Below are 14,871 nucleotides of genomic sequence, written 5' to 3'. Positions count from 1 at the left end.
CAACATAGCAACGTGGTGAGGGGAAATGGCTCAGGTCTATAACTTCAGTTCGGGCCCGGCAATGCTGCCGGCGGAAGTACTCAAACTGGCTCAGCAGGAACTGTGCGACTGGCACGGTCTGGGTACGTCGGTCATGGAAATCAGTCACCGTGGTAAGGAGTTCATCCAGGTGGCAGAAGAGGCAGAACAGGACTTCCGTTCTCTGCTGAACATCCCTTCCAACTATAAAGTGTTGTTCTGCCATGGCGGCGGCCGCGGCCAGTTCGCCGGGATCCCGCTGAACATCCTCGGCGATAAAAACGTCGCTGACTATGTGGACGCCGGCTACTGGGCGGCCAGCGCGGTCAAAGAGGCGAAGAAATACTGCACGCCTAACGTCATCGACGCGAAAATCACCGTCGACGGCAAGCGCGCGGTCAAGCCAATGAGCGAGTGGCAGCTGACGCCGGGCGCGGCGTATCTGCACTACTGCCCGAACGAAACCATTGACGGTATCGCGATTGACGATACGCCGAACTTCGGCGACGACGTCATCGTGACCGCCGATTTCTCCTCCACTATTCTGTCTCGCGAAATTGACGTCAACCGCTACGGCGTGATCTACGCTGGCGCGCAGAAGAATATCGGCCCGGCAGGGTTGACGCTGGTTATCGTGCGTGAAGATCTGCTGGGTAAAGCCAGCGTGGCCTGCCCGTCAATCCTCGACTACACCGTGTTAAGCGAGAATGACTCGATGTTTAACACGCCGCCGACGTTCGCCTGGTATCTGGCCGGTCTGGTGTTTAAGTGGCTGAAACAGCAGGGCGGCGTCGCCGCGATGGACAAGATCAACCAGCAGAAAGCCGAACTGCTGTATGGCGTGATCGATAACAGCGGCTTCTATCGTAACGATGTGGCGCAAGCCAACCGCTCCCGCATGAACGTGCCGTTCCAGCTGGCGGACAGCGCGCTGGATAAACTGTTCCTTGAAGAGTCGTTTGCCGCCGGGCTGCACGCGCTGAAGGGCCACCGGGTGGTGGGCGGCATGCGTGCCTCCATCTACAACGCGATGCCGCTGGACGGCGTGAAGGCGTTAACCGATTTTATGCTGGACTTTGAACGCCGCCACGGTTAATCGCCCGTTCCTTTCTTCCTCCCCGCGGCCTGTCTGCGGGGTTTTTATTCTGTTTGTTTGAGAGTGAAGTTTGATGGAATCCCTGACGTTACAACCCATCGCACGCGTAGAGGGCACCGTGAACCTGCCAGGTTCGAAAAGCGTCTCCAACCGCGCGCTGCTGCTGGCCGCCCTGGCCCGCGGCACGACGGTGCTGACCAACCTGCTGGACAGCGACGATGTGCGCCATATGCTGAATGCCCTGAGTGCGCTGGGGGTTCAATACACCCTGTCTGCTGACCGTACCCGCTGTGAAGTGACCGGCAACGGCGGCCCGCTGCATGCCGCAGCGGCTCTGGAGCTGTTCCTCGGCAACGCCGGTACCGCGATGCGCCCGCTGGCGGCAGCTCTGTGCCTTGGCAGCAACGATATCGTGCTGACCGGCGAGCCGCGAATGAAAGAGCGCCCGATTGGCCATCTGGTGGATGCCCTGCGTCAGGGCGGCGCTCAGATCGACTATCTGGAGCAGGACAATTATCCGCCGCTGCGCCTGCGCGGGGGGGTCCAGGGGGGCAACGTCGACGTTGACGGCAGCGTCTCCAGCCAGTTCCTGACCGCGCTGCTGATGGCCGCGCCGCTGGCGCCGCAGGATACCGTAATTGCCATTAAGGGCGATCTGGTGTCGAAACCCTATATCGACATCACCCTGCACCTGATGAAAACCTTCGGGGTTGAGGTGGACAACCAGTCTTATCAGCGCTTTGTGGTGCGCGGCAAGCAACAGTATCAGTCACCGGGGGATTACCTGGTGGAAGGGGATGCTTCATCGGCCTCGTATTTCCTCGCCGCTGGCGCCATTAAGGGCGGCACGGTGAAGGTCACCGGTATTGGCCGCGGCAGCGTACAGGGCGACATTCGTTTCGCCGACGTACTGGAAAAAATGGGCGCCACCGTCACCTGGGGCGACGATTTCATCGCCTGCACCCGTGGCGAGCTCAAGGCTATCGATATGGATATGAACCATATTCCGGACGCCGCGATGACCATCGCCACCGCCGCGCTGTTCGCGCAAGGCACTACCACGCTGCGCAATATCTACAACTGGCGGGTCAAGGAGACGGACCGTCTGTTCGCCATGGCGACAGAACTGCGTAAAGTAGGCGCCGAGGTGGAAGAGGGTGAAGATTATATTCGCATCACCCCGCCGGCGACGCTGAAGTTTGCTGAAATCGGCACCTATAACGACCACCGGATGGCGATGTGCTTCTCGCTGGTGGCGCTTTCTGATACGCCGGTGACTATCCTTGATCCCAAATGTACGGCGAAAACGTTCCCCGACTATTTTGAGCAACTGGCGCGGATTAGTACCCTTGCCTGAGTAAAACTTTGTCATCCCGCGGGCTGATGTCCTGTCAGCCCGCTATAATTGCGCAAAACTTCTGCTTTTCATTTCCTGTAGTCCGTAATTTACAAGCAATGCTCACTTTCCGGCGTATTGATGCGTATAATGCGCGGCGTTTATATTCCATGCGCCTTGCTGAAGGAGAAAAAGATGACGGCGAATATTCCGGTAATCACCATTGATGGGCCTGGCGGTGCGGGTAAAGGTACGTTGTGCAAGGCAATGGCGGAAGCGCTGGGCTGGCATCTGTTAGATTCAGGCGCGATCTACCGCGTTCTGGCGCTGGCGGCGCTACATCATCATGTTGACGTGGAGTCCGAAGAGGCGCTGGTGCCCCTGGCTGCCCATCTTGACGTGCGCTTTATTTCTACTGACGGCAACCTGGAAGTGGTGCTGGAAGGGGAAGATGTCAGCGGCGAAATTCGCACCCAGGAGGTCGCGAACGCCGCCTCGAAGGTGGCGGCTTTCCCTCGTGTTCGCGAAGCGCTGCTGCGCCGCCAGCGCGCCTTCCGTGAACTGCCGGGGCTTATCGCCGACGGGCGAGATATGGGCACGGTGGTTTTCCCGGACGCGCCGGTGAAAATTTTCCTCGATGCATCGGCCGATGAGCGAGCGCATCGCCGCATGCGGCAGTTGCAGGAAAAGGGCTTTGATGTTAACTTTGAACGTCTTTTGTCCGAGATAAAAGAGCGTGACGATCGCGATAGAAATCGCGCCGTGGCGCCGCTTGTCCCGGCTGCCGATGCATTAGTTCTCGATTCAACCGAACTAAACATTGAGCAAGTGATTGAAAAAGCGCTACAATATGCGCGCGAAAAATTGGCCGTTGCGTAAGCCTTAACCGGTAACGCGCCGAAGCCTCCGAATTATAGCAGTACCCCCGCGGCAATGGATGGTCAGCGGGTATGTGAAACAACCCCATCCGGCACGGAGCCAGGTGGACGTTAATATTAACCTGAAGATTAAACATGACTGAATCTTTTGCTCAACTGTTTGAAGAATCCTTAAAAGAAATCGAAACCCGCCCGGGTTCCATCGTTCGTGGTGTTGTTGTTGCTATCGACAAAGACGTAGTACTGGTTGACGCCGGTCTGAAATCTGAGTCCGCCATCCCGGCTGAGCAGTTCAAAAACGCCCAGGGCGAGCTGGAAATCCAGGTTGGTGACGAAGTTGACGTTGCTCTGGATGCAGTAGAAGACGGCTTCGGTGAAACTCTGCTGTCCCGTGAGAAAGCTAAACGTCACGAAGCTTGGATCACGCTGGAAAAAGCTTACGAAGACGCTGAAACTGTTACCGGTGTTATCAACGGCAAAGTTAAAGGTGGCTTCACTGTTGAGCTGAACGGTATTCGTGCGTTCCTGCCGGGTTCCCTGGTAGACGTTCGTCCGGTGCGCGACACGCTGCACCTGGAAGGCAAAGAGCTTGAGTTCAAAGTCATCAAGCTGGACCAGAAGCGTAACAACGTTGTTGTTTCTCGTCGTGCCGTTATCGAATCCGAAAACAGCGCAGAGCGCGATCAGCTGCTGGAAAACCTGCAGGAAGGCATGGAAGTCAAAGGTATCGTTAAGAACCTCACTGACTACGGTGCATTCGTTGATCTGGGCGGCGTTGACGGCCTGCTGCACATCACCGATATGGCCTGGAAACGCGTTAAGCATCCGAGCGAAATCGTAAACGTTGGCGACGAAATCACTGTTAAAGTGCTGAAGTTCGACCGCGAGCGTACCCGTGTATCCCTGGGCCTGAAACAGCTGGGCGAAGATCCGTGGGTAGCTATCGCTAAACGTTATCCGGAAGGTACCAAACTGACCGGTCGCGTGACCAACCTGACCGACTACGGCTGCTTCGTTGAAATCGAAGAAGGCGTTGAAGGCCTGGTTCACGTTTCCGAAATGGATTGGACCAACAAAAACATCCACCCGTCCAAAGTTGTTAACGTTGGCGACGTAGTGGAAGTGATGGTTCTGGATATCGACGAAGAACGTCGTCGTATCTCCCTGGGTCTGAAGCAGTGCAAATCTAACCCATGGCAGCAGTTCGCGGAAACCCACAACAAGGGCGACCGTGTTGAAGGTAAAATCAAGTCTATCACTGACTTCGGTATCTTCATCGGCCTGGACGGCGGCATCGACGGCCTGGTTCACCTGTCTGACATCTCCTGGAACGTTGCAGGCGAAGAAGCAGTTCGTGAATACAAAAAAGGCGACGAAATCGCAGCAGTTGTTCTGCAGGTTGACGCAGAGCGTGAGCGTATCTCCCTGGGCGTTAAACAGCTGGCGGAAGATCCGTTCAACAACTACGTTGCTCTGAACAAGAAAGGCGCTATCGTTGTTGGTAAAGTCACTGCAGTTGACGCTAAAGGCGCAACCGTAGAACTGGCTGACGGCGTAGAAGGTTACCTGCGTGCTTCTGAAGCATCCCGTGACCGCGTTGAAGACGCAACTCTGGTTCTGAGCGTTGGCGACGAAGTTGAAGCGAAATTCACTGGCGTGGATCGTAAGAACCGCGTAGTGAGCCTGTCTGTACGTGCGAAAGACGAAGCGGAAGAAAAAGACGCTATCGCTACCGTGAACAAGCAGGAAGACGCGAACTTCTCCAACAACGCCATGGCTGAAGCGTTCAAAGCAGCGAAAGGCGAGTAATCTTTGTCATTCAGGTAATAACAACCTGAATAGTGACGAGTTTACTTGACAGATTGCAGGATTCGTCCTGTAATCAAGCACAAAGGGCGGCTACGGCCGCCCTTGTTTAAGCTGTTAGCTAATTTTTGCCTTGAAGGAAACCGGAGGAATAATGACCAAGTCAGAATTGATTGAAAGACTTGCCAGCCAGCAATCTCACATTCCGGCGAAAGCGGTGGAAGATGCTGTTAAAGAAATGCTGGAACATATGGCCTCAACGCTTGCTCAAGGTGAGCGCATTGAAATCCGCGGTTTCGGCAGCTTCTCTCTGCACTATCGTGCACCTCGCACCGGACGTAACCCGAAAACTGGTGATAAAGTCGAACTGGAAGGTAAGTACGTTCCGCACTTTAAGCCCGGGAAAGAATTACGTGACCGCGCCAATATTTATGAAGGGTGAGTTGCACGACGTGCAACCGGCCTGACGATAAAAGCACCTTCGGGTGCTTTTTTTGTGCCCGCCATTTACGTCCCGCTTCGCAAAAAAAAAGCGCCTGACTGCAAACGTGACGATTGTCTGGAACGCTGCACGCGCGCCTGAATTCTGCCCGAGGACGTCAGCTTCGCTTTGCGTAACACTGCCCGCTCACAGGGAGGTGTTTATGCGTCTACCATGGCTTGCCGGATGCGCCATCATCGCGATACTGCCGCTACTCTGGCTACCCGCGTTGCCGGGCCCGGGCATTCTGGCGTTCGCCGGCGTACTGGCGCTGTTGCTGACCCGTCTGCGCGGGACGGTCATCGCCGTTGTGGCGATGACGCTTCTGCTGATGGTCTGGGGAGTATTGAGCGCATATCAGGCGCTGTGGCCAACGCAGCACCTCACCGGCGCCGCCCGGCAGGCGGAAGTGTTCCTCCACGAGACGGATGGCCAGACTCTGCACCGCGGACAGATTGTGCGCCTGGCGGACCGCTTCCTGTTCCCCCCGGTTGGCGTGACGTTATACGGGGAACTTGCACCAGCCCCCGTCTGTGCGGGGCAGCGCTGGATAATGACGCTGCGCCTGCGGCCGGTGCATGGGCAGCTCAATGACGGAGGCTTCGACAGCCAGCGCTATGCGCTGGCCCAGCATCGGCCGCTGAGCGGGGGGATCGTCGCCGCTTACGCGTTGGATACCCGCTGCAGTCTGCGCGCCCGCTACCTGGCGTCGCTGACCCGGCGATTGCAGACTTATCCCTGGCATCCGGTGATGCTGGGCCTGGGGATGGGGGAGCGGCTGGCGCTGCCGGCGGAGATCAAAGTCCTGATGCAGAACACAGGCACCTCCCACCTGATGGCTATCTCCGGTTTGCATATTGCTCTTGCGGCTTCCCTGATCGTGCTCCTGCTGCGCGGTTTACAGTCCCTTTTCCCGGGGCGCTGGATCGGCTGGCGGATACCGCTGCTGGCTGGGCTGGCGGGCGCAGTCGGCTATGCCTGGCTGACCGGTATGCAGCCACCGGCCCTGCGCACTTGCGTAGGGCTTGCAGTCTGTTGTGCTTTACGTTTGTCGGGTCAACGCTGGACGGCGTGGCAGATGTGGCTCTGCTGTCTGGGGGCGATTCTGGTTGCCGATCCGCTGGCGGTGTTGTCGCAAAGCCTGTGGCTATCCGCCTTTGCGGTGGCGGGGCTGATCTTCTGGTTCCAGTGGTTACCGCTGCCTGACAGTCGCTGGCGCTGGCCGTGGAAAGCGCTGTTCGCCCTCGTGCATTTGCAGGCTGGCGTGACGCTGCTGCTGATGCCGCTGCAGCTGCTGCTCTTCCATGGCATAAGCCTGACGTCGATGGCCGCTAATTTGCTGGCGGTACCGTTAGTGACCCTGCTGGCGGTGCCGCTCATTCTCGCCGGAATGCTCCTGCATCTCACTGGACCGGAGGTGGTGGCGTCGCTGATCTGGCTGGCAGCCGATCGCGTGCTGGCGGTGTTGTTCTGGGGGTTACGACGTTTACCGGACGGCTGGCTGACGCTGGATGCCCGCTGGCTCTGGATCAGTAGCCTGCCGTGGCTGCTGGTGATGGGCTGGCGTTTTCAGATCTGGCGGTATACTCCGGCGCTGTGTCTGAGTGTGCTGTTTTTGCTGGCGCGGCCATTCAGCCGGCAACCGCCCGCGGATCAATGGCGGGTGACGATGCTGGATGTCGGGCAGGGGCTGGCGATGGTGATCGAACGTCACGGCAAGGCGTTATTGTACGATACCGGGCCGGCATGGCCGCAGGGCGACAGCGGTCGACAGGTGATTATCCCTTGGCTGCGCTGGCACCATCTGCAGCTGCAGGGGATTATGCTGAGCCACGAGCATCTTGACCATCGCGGCGGCCTCGAATCCGTGCTGCAGGCATGGCCGCAGGCGTGGGTGCGCAGCCCTTTAGGCTGGGCGCGTCATCTGCCGTGCCATCGCGGCGAACGCTGGCAGTGGCAGGGACTCACTTTCCAGGCGCTGTGGCCGCTGCCGGGCAGCGCGGCAAAGGGAAACAATCACTCCTGCGTGGTGCGAATCGATGACGGTCGCTCCAGCATCCTGCTGACCGGCGATATAGAACGTCAGGCGGAGCAGGCGATGATCAGCCGCTACTGGCAGCATCTGGCGTCTACACTTATTCAGGTTCCCCATCACGGCAGCAACACCTCTTCCAGCGAACTGCTGGTCCGGCGGGTGGATGGCGCGGCCGCGCTGGTTTCCGCTTCGCGCTACAATGCGTGGCGGATGCCCTCGCACAAGGTCGTTCAGCGCTATCGCCAGCGGGGGTATCGCTGGTTCGCCACGCCGCAGCAGGGGCAGATAACGGTGGTTTTTTCTGCAGAAGGGTGGCAAATCCATAGCTTACGGGATCAAGTTTTACCTCGTTGGTATCATCAGTGGTTTGGCGCGCCCGCCGATAACGGGTAGAATATGCGGCTATTTCAACACAAGCTGGTTTATTGAATGCAGAACGATAAAGATCTCTCCACGTGGCAGACCTTCCGCCGACTTTGGCCGATTATTGCACCGTTTAAAGCCGGGCTAATCGTAGCGGCGGTGGCGTTAGTGCTTAACGCGGGCAGTGACACCTTCATGTTATCGCTTCTTAAACCGTTATTGGATGATGGTTTTGGTAAAACGGATCGCTCAGTGCTGCTATGGATGCCGCTGGTGGTTATCGGGCTGATGGTGCTGCGTGGGATCACCAGCTACATCTCGAGCTATTGTATCTCCTGGGTTTCCGGCAAAGTGGTAATGACCATGCGTCGTCGCCTGTTCGGCCACATGATGGGCATGCCGGTGGCTTTCTTTGACAAGCAGTCTACCGGGACGCTGCTGTCACGTATCACCTATGATTCTGAACAGGTCGCTTCCTCCTCTTCCAGCGCGCTGATCACCGTGGTCCGCGAAGGGGCATCGATTATCGGCCTGTTCGTGATGATGTTCTATTACAGCTGGCAGCTGTCGTTGATCCTAATTGTACTGGCGCCGATCGTGTCGGTAGCAATCCGCGTGGTCTCCAAGCGTTTTCGCAATATCAGTAAGAATATGCAGAACACGATGGGGCAGGTCACCACCAGCGCTGAGCAGATGCTGAAAGGGCACAAAGAGGTGCTGATGTTTGGCGGCCAGGAAGTGGAAACCAAACGTTTTGATAAGGTCAGCAATAAAATGCGCCTGCAGGGGATGAAAATGGTTTCCGCCTCGTCTATCTCCGACCCGATCATTCAGCTTATCGCCTCCCTGGCGCTGGCCTTTGTCCTGTATGCCGCCAGCTTCCCGAGCGTGATGGACACCCTGACCGCTGGGACCATTACCGTGGTCTTCTCCTCCATGATTGCGCTGATGCGTCCGCTGAAGTCTCTGACCAACGTCAATGCCCAGTTCCAGCGCGGGATGGCGGCATGCCAGACGCTGTTTGCGATCCTCGATTCCGAGCAGGAGAAAGACGAAGGTACCCGCGTCATTGAGCGGGCGAAAGGCAATCTCAAGTTCGAGAACGTCACCTTTACCTATCCGGGTCGCGAAGTGGCCGCGCTGCGCAATATCAATCTCGATATCCCGGAAGGGAAAACTGTGGCGCTGGTGGGACGCTCCGGTTCGGGTAAATCGACCATCGCCAGCCTGATCACGCGATTCTACGATGTCGACGATGGGCAGATCCTGCTGGATGGCCATGACTTGCGCGAGTACAAGCTGAGCTCGCTGCGCGACCAGGTAGCGCTGGTTTCACAGAACGTGCACCTGTTCAATGATACCGTCGCCAATAACATTGCCTATGCCCGTACTGAAGAGTACAGCCGCGAGCAGATTGAAGAGGCTGCGCGAATGGCCTACGCCATGGACTTCATCAACAAGATGGACAATGGCCTGGATACCATCATCGGCGAAAATGGCGTGATGCTGTCCGGCGGCCAGCGCCAGCGTATTGCTATCGCCCGTGCGCTACTGCGTAACAGCCCGATCCTGATCCTCGATGAAGCCACCTCGGCGCTGGATACCGAGTCCGAGCGTGCGATTCAGGCGGCACTGGATGAGCTGCAGAAAAACCGCACCTCGCTGGTTATTGCCCACCGTCTGTCAACCATTGAGCAGGCTGATGAGATTGTGGTGGTTGAAGACGGGCGGATCGTGGAGCGCGGAACGCACCATGACCTGCTGGAGCATAAAGGCGTATACGCCCAGCTGCATAAGATGCAATTCGGCGAATGATCGCGCGCATCTGGTCCGGTGAGTCGCCGCTGTGGCGCCTGCTGCTGCCGCTCTCCTGGCTGTATGGCTTGGTGAGCGCGTTGATTCGCCTCAGCTATCAGCTGGGGTGGAAAAAAGCCTGGCACGCGCCGGTGCCGGTGGTGGTGGTCGGTAACCTGACCGCCGGCGGCAACGGTAAAACGCCGGTGGTGATCTGGCTGGTGGAGCAACTGCAGCAGCGCGGCATTCGCGTTGGGGTGGTCTCTCGCGGCTACGGCGGTAAAGCCGAACGCTACCCGCTGGTATTAACTGACCGGACCAGTACGGCGCAGGCAGGCGATGAACCGGTGCTCATCCATCAGCGCACCGGCGCGCCGGTGGCGGTCTCTCCGCTGCGCAGCGACGCGGTGAAAGCGCTGCTCAGCGCGCACGAGCTGCAGATTATCGTCACCGACGATGGGTTGCAGCACTATAAGCTGGCGCGGGACCGGGAAATTGTCGTCATCGACGGCGTGCGCCGCTTTGGCAACGGCTGGTGGCTGCCTGCCGGGCCGATGCGTGAGCGGGCATCGCGCTTGCAAAGCGTTGATGCGATTATCGTCAACGGCGGCGTGGCGCGTCCGGGAGAGATCCCGATGCAGCTGCGTCCCGGGATGGCGGTCAACCTGCTTACCGGCGAACGTCGCGATGTCTCTACCTTCACTAACGTAGTGGCAATGGCCGGCATCGGCCATCCGCCGCGCTTTTTCGCCACCCTCGAAAGCTGTGGTGTCCAGCCGGTCAAAACCGTGGCGCTGGCGGACCATCAGGCGCTGAGCCAGGCCGATGTCGCCGCTCTGGTAACCGCCGGGCAGACGCTGCTGATGACCGAGAAAGACGCCGTGAAATGTCGCGATTTCGCCGCTGCGAACTGGTGGTATTTACCGGTCGACGCCATAATGGCCGATGAACGCGCACAGCGGTTGCTTGCGGACTTAGCGACGTTGGCGCAACGTTAACCGACGCGCCGGCTTTGCTCGCCGCTGTGCTGGAATTCCTGACGGAGAACCTGCATGTCGGTATTGCAACTATCGCTTAATGAGGCGCGCCACCTCCATCTCGCGGCGCAGGGGTTATTAAAAAAGCCCCGGCGTCGCGCTCGCCCGAATGACATCCTTTCCACCATCCAGCAGATGTCGCTGCTGCAAATCGATACCATCAACGTGGTGGCCCGCAGCCCCTACCTGGTGTTGTTCAGCCGCCTCGGCAGCTATCCGCAGCACTGGCTGGATGAGTCATTACGCAGCGGCGAGCTGATGGAATACTGGGCGCATGAAGCCTGTTTTCTGCCGCGCAGCGATTTCGCCCTTGTGCGCCACCGAATGTTGAACCCCGACAAGATGGGCTGGAAATATCATCGCGCGTGGATGGAAGAGCATGCCGGAAGTATTGCAGAGCTGCTGGAGCATATCGGACAAAACGGACCGGTTCGCTCGGCGGATTTTGCCCACACACGCAAAGGCGCCAGCGGCTGGTGGGAGTGGAAACCGCATAAGCGCCACCTGGAAGGGCTGTTTACCGCCGGTGAAGTGATGGTGGTGGAGCGGCGCAACTTTCACCGCGTGTATGATTTAACCCGGCGGGTGATGCCGCACTGGGACGACGAGCGCGATGCGCTGCCCCGCGACGCTGCGGAGGCCATCATGCTGCGCAACAGCGCCCGCAGCCTCGGCATCTTTCGCCCCCAGTGGCTGGCGGATTACTATCGTTTACGTCAGCCGGCGCTACCGGGTTTGCTGGCGGCCTGGCAGGAAGAGGGCCTGGTTGTGCCAGTCGACGTGGAGGCGCTTGGCGAGATGTGGCTGCATCGCGACGCGCTGGCGCAGCTGGAGTCCGCGCCCGGCGGTAAACTTACCGCCAGCCATAGCGCCGTGCTCTCGCCTTTCGACCCGGTGGTCTGGGATCGGAAGCGCGCTGAGCAACTGTTCAACTTCAGCTATCGCCTGGAGTGCTATACCCCGGCGCCGAAGCGTCAGTATGGCTACTTCGTACTGCCTCTGCTGCACCAGGGGAAACTGGTCGGGCGGATGGACAGTAAAATACATCGCAAAAGCCGGGAGCTGGAGATCTTCGCCCTGTGGCTGGAGGATGAGGTGAAGATCACCCGTGGTCTGGAGCAGGGGCTGCGCCGGGCGATCAACGACTTCGCACGCTGGCAATCGGCAGACCGGATCCTGTGTCGACGCCTGCCGGAAGGGCTGTTTGTCGGCCAGGAGCAAGGGTGGGAAATCGATGCCGATTGATCCCGGCGCCGACCTTCCTGTGTTATGCTGCTGAGAAATCTATCCGGTCCATCAGGAGGAAACATGGATCACCGTTTACTTGAAATCATCGCCTGCCCGGTCTGTAACGGTAAGCTGTATTACAGTCAGGATAAGCAAGAACTTATTTGCAAACTTGATAGTCTGGCGTTTCCACTGCGCGACGGTATCCCTGTGCTGCTGGAGACAGAAGCGCGTCCGCTGGCGGTAGAAGAGAGTCACTCATGAGTTTCGTGGTCATTATTCCTGCGCGTTTCGCCTCCACGCGCCTGCCGGGAAAACCACTGCAGGACATTAACGGCAAGCCGATGATTGTCCATGTGCTGGAGCGCGCCCGCGAATCCGGCGCGGATCGCATTATTGTCGCCACCGATCACGAAGAGGTCGCCCGGGCGGTTGAAGCCGCCGGCGGCGAGGTCTGCATGACCCGCGCCGACCATCAATCCGGCACCGAACGGCTGGCGGAGGTGGTGGAGAAGTGCGCGTTCAGCGATGACACCATCATCGTCAATATCCAGGGCGATGAGCCGATGATCCCCCCGGCTATCGTCCGCCAGGTGGCGGAGAATCTGGCTGCCAGCACCAGCGGAATGGCGACGCTGGCGGTACCGATCCACGATGCGGAAGAGGCGTTTAATCCAAATGCGGTCAAAGTGGTGATGGATGCGCAGGGCTATGCGCTCTATTTCTCCCGCGCCACCATTCCCTGGGATCGCGATCGCTTTGCCCACTCCCGCGACGCCATTGGTGATTCTCTGCTGCGCCACATCGGCATCTATGGCTATCGCGCCGGCTTTATTCGCCGCTATGTCAGCTGGGCGCCAAGCCCGCTGGAGCAGATAGAAATGCTCGAGCAGCTGCGGGTGCTGTGGTATGGCGAGAAGATCCATGTCGCCGTGGCGGCCGAAGTGCCCGGCACCGGCGTCGATACCCCTGAAGATCTGGCGCGCGTCCGCGCTGAACTGCGTTAGTCCTCTGTCCCCTCCTTGCAGGAGGGGATATCCCCACCGGTTTTATGCTTTTTTTGCCCATTTTTGATCTTATCCGATGACAACCCAGGTGCGGGCGCTCATTATGAAATCAGTAGTGTTCATAGGGGTAATCGACAATGGAACAGTTGCGAACCGAACTGAGTCACCTGCTTGGCGAAAAGCTGAGCCGGGTGGAGTGTGTCAGTGAAAAAGCCGCTACGGCGCTGTGGTCCCTGTATGACGCGCAGGGAAATCCGATGCCGCTGCTGGCGCGAAGTTTCACCACCCCCGGCGTGGCGCGGCAGCTGGCCTGGAAGATCTCCACTCTGGCGCGCAGCGGTACGGTGCGCATGCCGGTGGTCTATGGCGTGATGACGCATGAAGAGCATCCCGGGCCGGACGTGCTGCTGCTTGAGCGTCTGCGCGGCGTCCCGGTGGAGGCGCCCACCCGCACCCCGGCGCGCTGGGAGCAGCTGCAGGAGCAGATCGTCGAGGCGCTGCTGGCCTGGCATCGTCAGGACAGCGGCGGCTGCGTGGGGATGGTCGATAATACCCAGGACAATCTGTGGCCGAACTGGTACCGGCAGCGGGTGGCGATGTTGTGGAGCACCCTGAACCTGTATCAGGACACCGGTCTGACCATGCAGGATAAGCGGGTTTTGTTCCGCTCCCGCGAGTGTCTGCCGGAGCTGTTCCGCGATTTCAATGATAATGCCGTACTGGTGCACGGCAATTTCACCCTGCGCAGCATGCTGAAAGATCCGCGCAGCGATCAGCTGCTGGCGATGGTTGGTCCGGGGATGATGCTGTGGGCGCCGCGGGAGTACGAACTGTTCCGTCTCGCGGAGGGGGGCCAGGCCGAGCAGCTGCTATGGCGTTACCTGCAGCAGGCGCCGGTCTCCGAGGCCTTTGTCTGGCGGCGCTGGCTTTATCTGCTGTGGGATGAGGTGGATAGCCTGGTCAATACCGGGCGCTTTGACCGCGCCCGTTTCGACCTCGCCGCAAAATCACTCCTGCCCTGGCTCGCCTGAGCTGCCTTTCAGCCATTGCCAGACGCGACCAAGCGTTTCATAGCCGACCCGGTCGCTGTGCATCAGCCACACCGGTGAAGGAATGACCCGCTCCCACGGATTGAGCGGTGATGTGACCGCCATCTGATTAGCCGGCGCGGGCAGCGGATCCAGACCGGCATGGCGAAAGAAGATCATCGCCCGCGGAAGATGCGACGCCGAGGTGACCAGCAGGAAGGGGGCGTCGCCGATAGCGCCCTTCACCGCCAGCGCTTCCTCTTCCGTATCTTTCGGCTTATCGAGCACGATGATATCGCTGCGCGGTACGCCGAGGCTCTCCGCCACTCTCGCCCCGGCCTCCGCCGTGCTGACGGGGTTGGTTTTTGCCGCCGCGCCGGTAAAGATCATTTTCGATCCCGGATTCTCCTGCCACAGGCGAATGCCCTCCGTCAGGCGCGGCAGGCTGTTGCTGATAAGGTTAGAGCTAGGCGCCCACTCCGGGTTCCAGGTATAGCCGCCGCCCAGCACCACCACGTAGCTCACCGGCTGCTCGCCGCGCCAGGTGGGATAGCGATCTTCTATCGGTTTAAGCAGGCTGTCTGCCACGGGCTGCAGGCTCAGCAGCGTCAGCAGCAGCCAGCCGAGGCTCACGCAAAACTTCCCGGTACGTTGAAAGCGGCTGAACCATAACAGGGCGATCCCGATACCGATCAGCAACAGCAGGGCAGGAAGCGGTAGCAGCAGACCGCCGACGATCTTTTTTAGCGTGAAAAGCATGCCAGA

At 59.1% G+C, this 14,871-nt stretch carries 13 protein-coding genes; 12 read left to right on the top strand and 1 reads right to left on the bottom strand.

The window, feature by feature from the left end; translation table 11 throughout:
* The first annotated feature begins 25 nt into the window (after positions 1-25).
* The 12 genes from serC to ACLH1I_RS06075 all read left to right on the top strand — a co-directional run bounded on the left by serC (position 26) and on the right by ACLH1I_RS06075 (position 14,109).
* Positions 26-1,114: a 3-phosphoserine/phosphohydroxythreonine transaminase gene (gene serC, locus ACLH1I_RS06130; RefSeq protein ID WP_004201383.1), complete on the top strand. Its 1,089-nt coding sequence runs from the start codon at positions 26-28 to the stop codon at positions 1,112-1,114.
* Positions 1,115-1,187: 73 nt separating this feature from the next.
* Entirely contained in the window at positions 1,188-2,471 is a 1,284-nt protein-coding gene (aroA, locus tag ACLH1I_RS06125) for a 3-phosphoshikimate 1-carboxyvinyltransferase (protein WP_017899443.1), read from the top strand.
* Positions 2,472-2,645: 174 nt separating this feature from the next.
* Positions 2,646-3,329, top strand: coding sequence for a (d)CMP kinase (gene cmk, locus ACLH1I_RS06120; protein WP_004201385.1), 684 nt, complete (start codon positions 2,646-2,648; stop codon positions 3,327-3,329).
* Positions 3,330-3,463: 134 nt separating this feature from the next.
* A complete protein-coding gene (gene rpsA, locus ACLH1I_RS06115) occupies positions 3,464-5,137 on the top strand; it encodes a 30S ribosomal protein S1 (protein ID WP_002898162.1) in 1,674 nt (557 codons plus the stop codon).
* Between the two features lie 151 nt (positions 5,138-5,288).
* Positions 5,289-5,576, top strand: coding sequence for an integration host factor subunit beta (gene ihfB, locus ACLH1I_RS06110; protein ID WP_002898165.1), 288 nt, complete (start codon positions 5,289-5,291; stop codon positions 5,574-5,576).
* A gap of 202 nt (positions 5,577-5,778) precedes the next feature.
* A complete protein-coding gene (locus ACLH1I_RS06105) occupies positions 5,779-8,043 on the top strand; it encodes a ComEC family protein (RefSeq protein WP_411302738.1) in 2,265 nt (754 codons plus the stop codon).
* Positions 8,044-8,079: 36 nt separating this feature from the next.
* Positions 8,080-9,828 carry a lipid A ABC transporter ATP-binding protein/permease MsbA gene (gene msbA / locus ACLH1I_RS06100; protein ID WP_004201387.1) on the top strand — a complete coding sequence of 583 codons (1,749 nt, stop codon included), beginning with the start codon at positions 8,080-8,082 and terminating at the stop codon, positions 9,826-9,828.
* Complete coding sequence (gene lpxK / locus ACLH1I_RS06095; RefSeq protein ID WP_017899445.1) at positions 9,825-10,805, top strand: tetraacyldisaccharide 4'-kinase; 981 nt, start codon at positions 9,825-9,827, stop codon at positions 10,803-10,805. The genes msbA and lpxK overlap by 4 nt, the downstream gene beginning before the upstream one ends.
* A 54-nt stretch (positions 10,806-10,859) precedes the next feature.
* Entirely contained in the window at positions 10,860-12,089 is a 1,230-nt protein-coding gene (locus ACLH1I_RS06090; RefSeq protein ID WP_064794440.1) for a winged helix-turn-helix domain-containing protein, read from the top strand.
* 63 nt (positions 12,090-12,152) lie between these two features.
* On the top strand, positions 12,153-12,335 hold the full coding sequence (ycaR, locus tag ACLH1I_RS06085; RefSeq protein ID WP_004201390.1) for a protein YcaR: 183 nt from the start codon (positions 12,153-12,155) through the stop codon (positions 12,333-12,335).
* Positions 12,332-13,078 (top strand): 3-deoxy-manno-octulosonate cytidylyltransferase, encoded by a 747-nt coding sequence (kdsB, locus tag ACLH1I_RS06080; protein ID WP_004201392.1) that lies wholly within the window; start codon positions 12,332-12,334, stop codon positions 13,076-13,078. The genes ycaR and kdsB overlap by 4 nt, the downstream gene beginning before the upstream one ends.
* Before the next feature lie 137 nt (positions 13,079-13,215).
* Positions 13,216-14,109 (top strand): YcbJ family phosphotransferase, encoded by an 894-nt coding sequence (locus ACLH1I_RS06075; protein WP_004201393.1) that lies wholly within the window; start codon positions 13,216-13,218, stop codon positions 14,107-14,109.
* Here the strand turns inward: ACLH1I_RS06075 and elyC are convergent.
* Positions 14,086-14,865, bottom strand: coding sequence for an envelope biogenesis factor ElyC (gene elyC, locus ACLH1I_RS06070; RefSeq protein ID WP_004201396.1), 780 nt, complete (start codon positions 14,863-14,865; stop codon positions 14,086-14,088). The two genes, ACLH1I_RS06075 and elyC, sit on opposite strands and share 24 nt — an antisense overlap.
* Between the last annotated feature and the right edge of the window lie 6 nt (positions 14,866-14,871).

It is taken from the genome of Klebsiella sp. 1SOBk10mer (genome assembly GCF_046602535.1).
Classification (GTDB): Bacteria; Pseudomonadota; Gammaproteobacteria; order Enterobacterales; family Enterobacteriaceae; genus Klebsiella; species Klebsiella quasipneumoniae.
This window is presented reverse-complemented; position numbering and strand designations above follow the sequence as displayed.

Excerpts from the sequence above, each read along its gene's own strand:
- serC (WP_004201383.1), top strand. The coding sequence starts at position 26 with ATGGCTCAGGTCTATAACTTCAGTTCGGGCCCGGCAATGCTGCCGGCG.
- aroA (WP_017899443.1), top strand. The coding sequence starts at position 1,188 with ATGGAATCCCTGACGTTACAACCCATCGCACGCGTAGAGGGCACCGTG.
- cmk (WP_004201385.1), top strand. The coding sequence starts at position 2,646 with ATGACGGCGAATATTCCGGTAATCACCATTGATGGGCCTGGCGGTGCG.
- rpsA (WP_002898162.1), top strand. The coding sequence starts at position 3,464 with ATGACTGAATCTTTTGCTCAACTGTTTGAAGAATCCTTAAAAGAAATC.
- ihfB (WP_002898165.1), top strand. The coding sequence starts at position 5,289 with ATGACCAAGTCAGAATTGATTGAAAGACTTGCCAGCCAGCAATCTCAC.
- ACLH1I_RS06105 (WP_411302738.1), top strand. The coding sequence starts at position 5,779 with ATGCGTCTACCATGGCTTGCCGGATGCGCCATCATCGCGATACTGCCG.
- msbA (WP_004201387.1), top strand. The coding sequence starts at position 8,080 with ATGCAGAACGATAAAGATCTCTCCACGTGGCAGACCTTCCGCCGACTT.
- lpxK (WP_017899445.1), top strand. The coding sequence starts at position 9,825 with ATGATCGCGCGCATCTGGTCCGGTGAGTCGCCGCTGTGGCGCCTGCTG.
- ACLH1I_RS06090 (WP_064794440.1), top strand. The coding sequence starts at position 10,860 with ATGTCGGTATTGCAACTATCGCTTAATGAGGCGCGCCACCTCCATCTC.
- ycaR (WP_004201390.1), top strand. The coding sequence starts at position 12,153 with ATGGATCACCGTTTACTTGAAATCATCGCCTGCCCGGTCTGTAACGGT.
- kdsB (WP_004201392.1), top strand. The coding sequence starts at position 12,332 with ATGAGTTTCGTGGTCATTATTCCTGCGCGTTTCGCCTCCACGCGCCTG.
- ACLH1I_RS06075 (WP_004201393.1), top strand. The coding sequence starts at position 13,216 with ATGGAACAGTTGCGAACCGAACTGAGTCACCTGCTTGGCGAAAAGCTG.
- elyC (WP_004201396.1), bottom strand. The coding sequence starts at position 14,865 with ATGCTTTTCACGCTAAAAAAGATCGTCGGCGGTCTGCTGCTACCGCTT.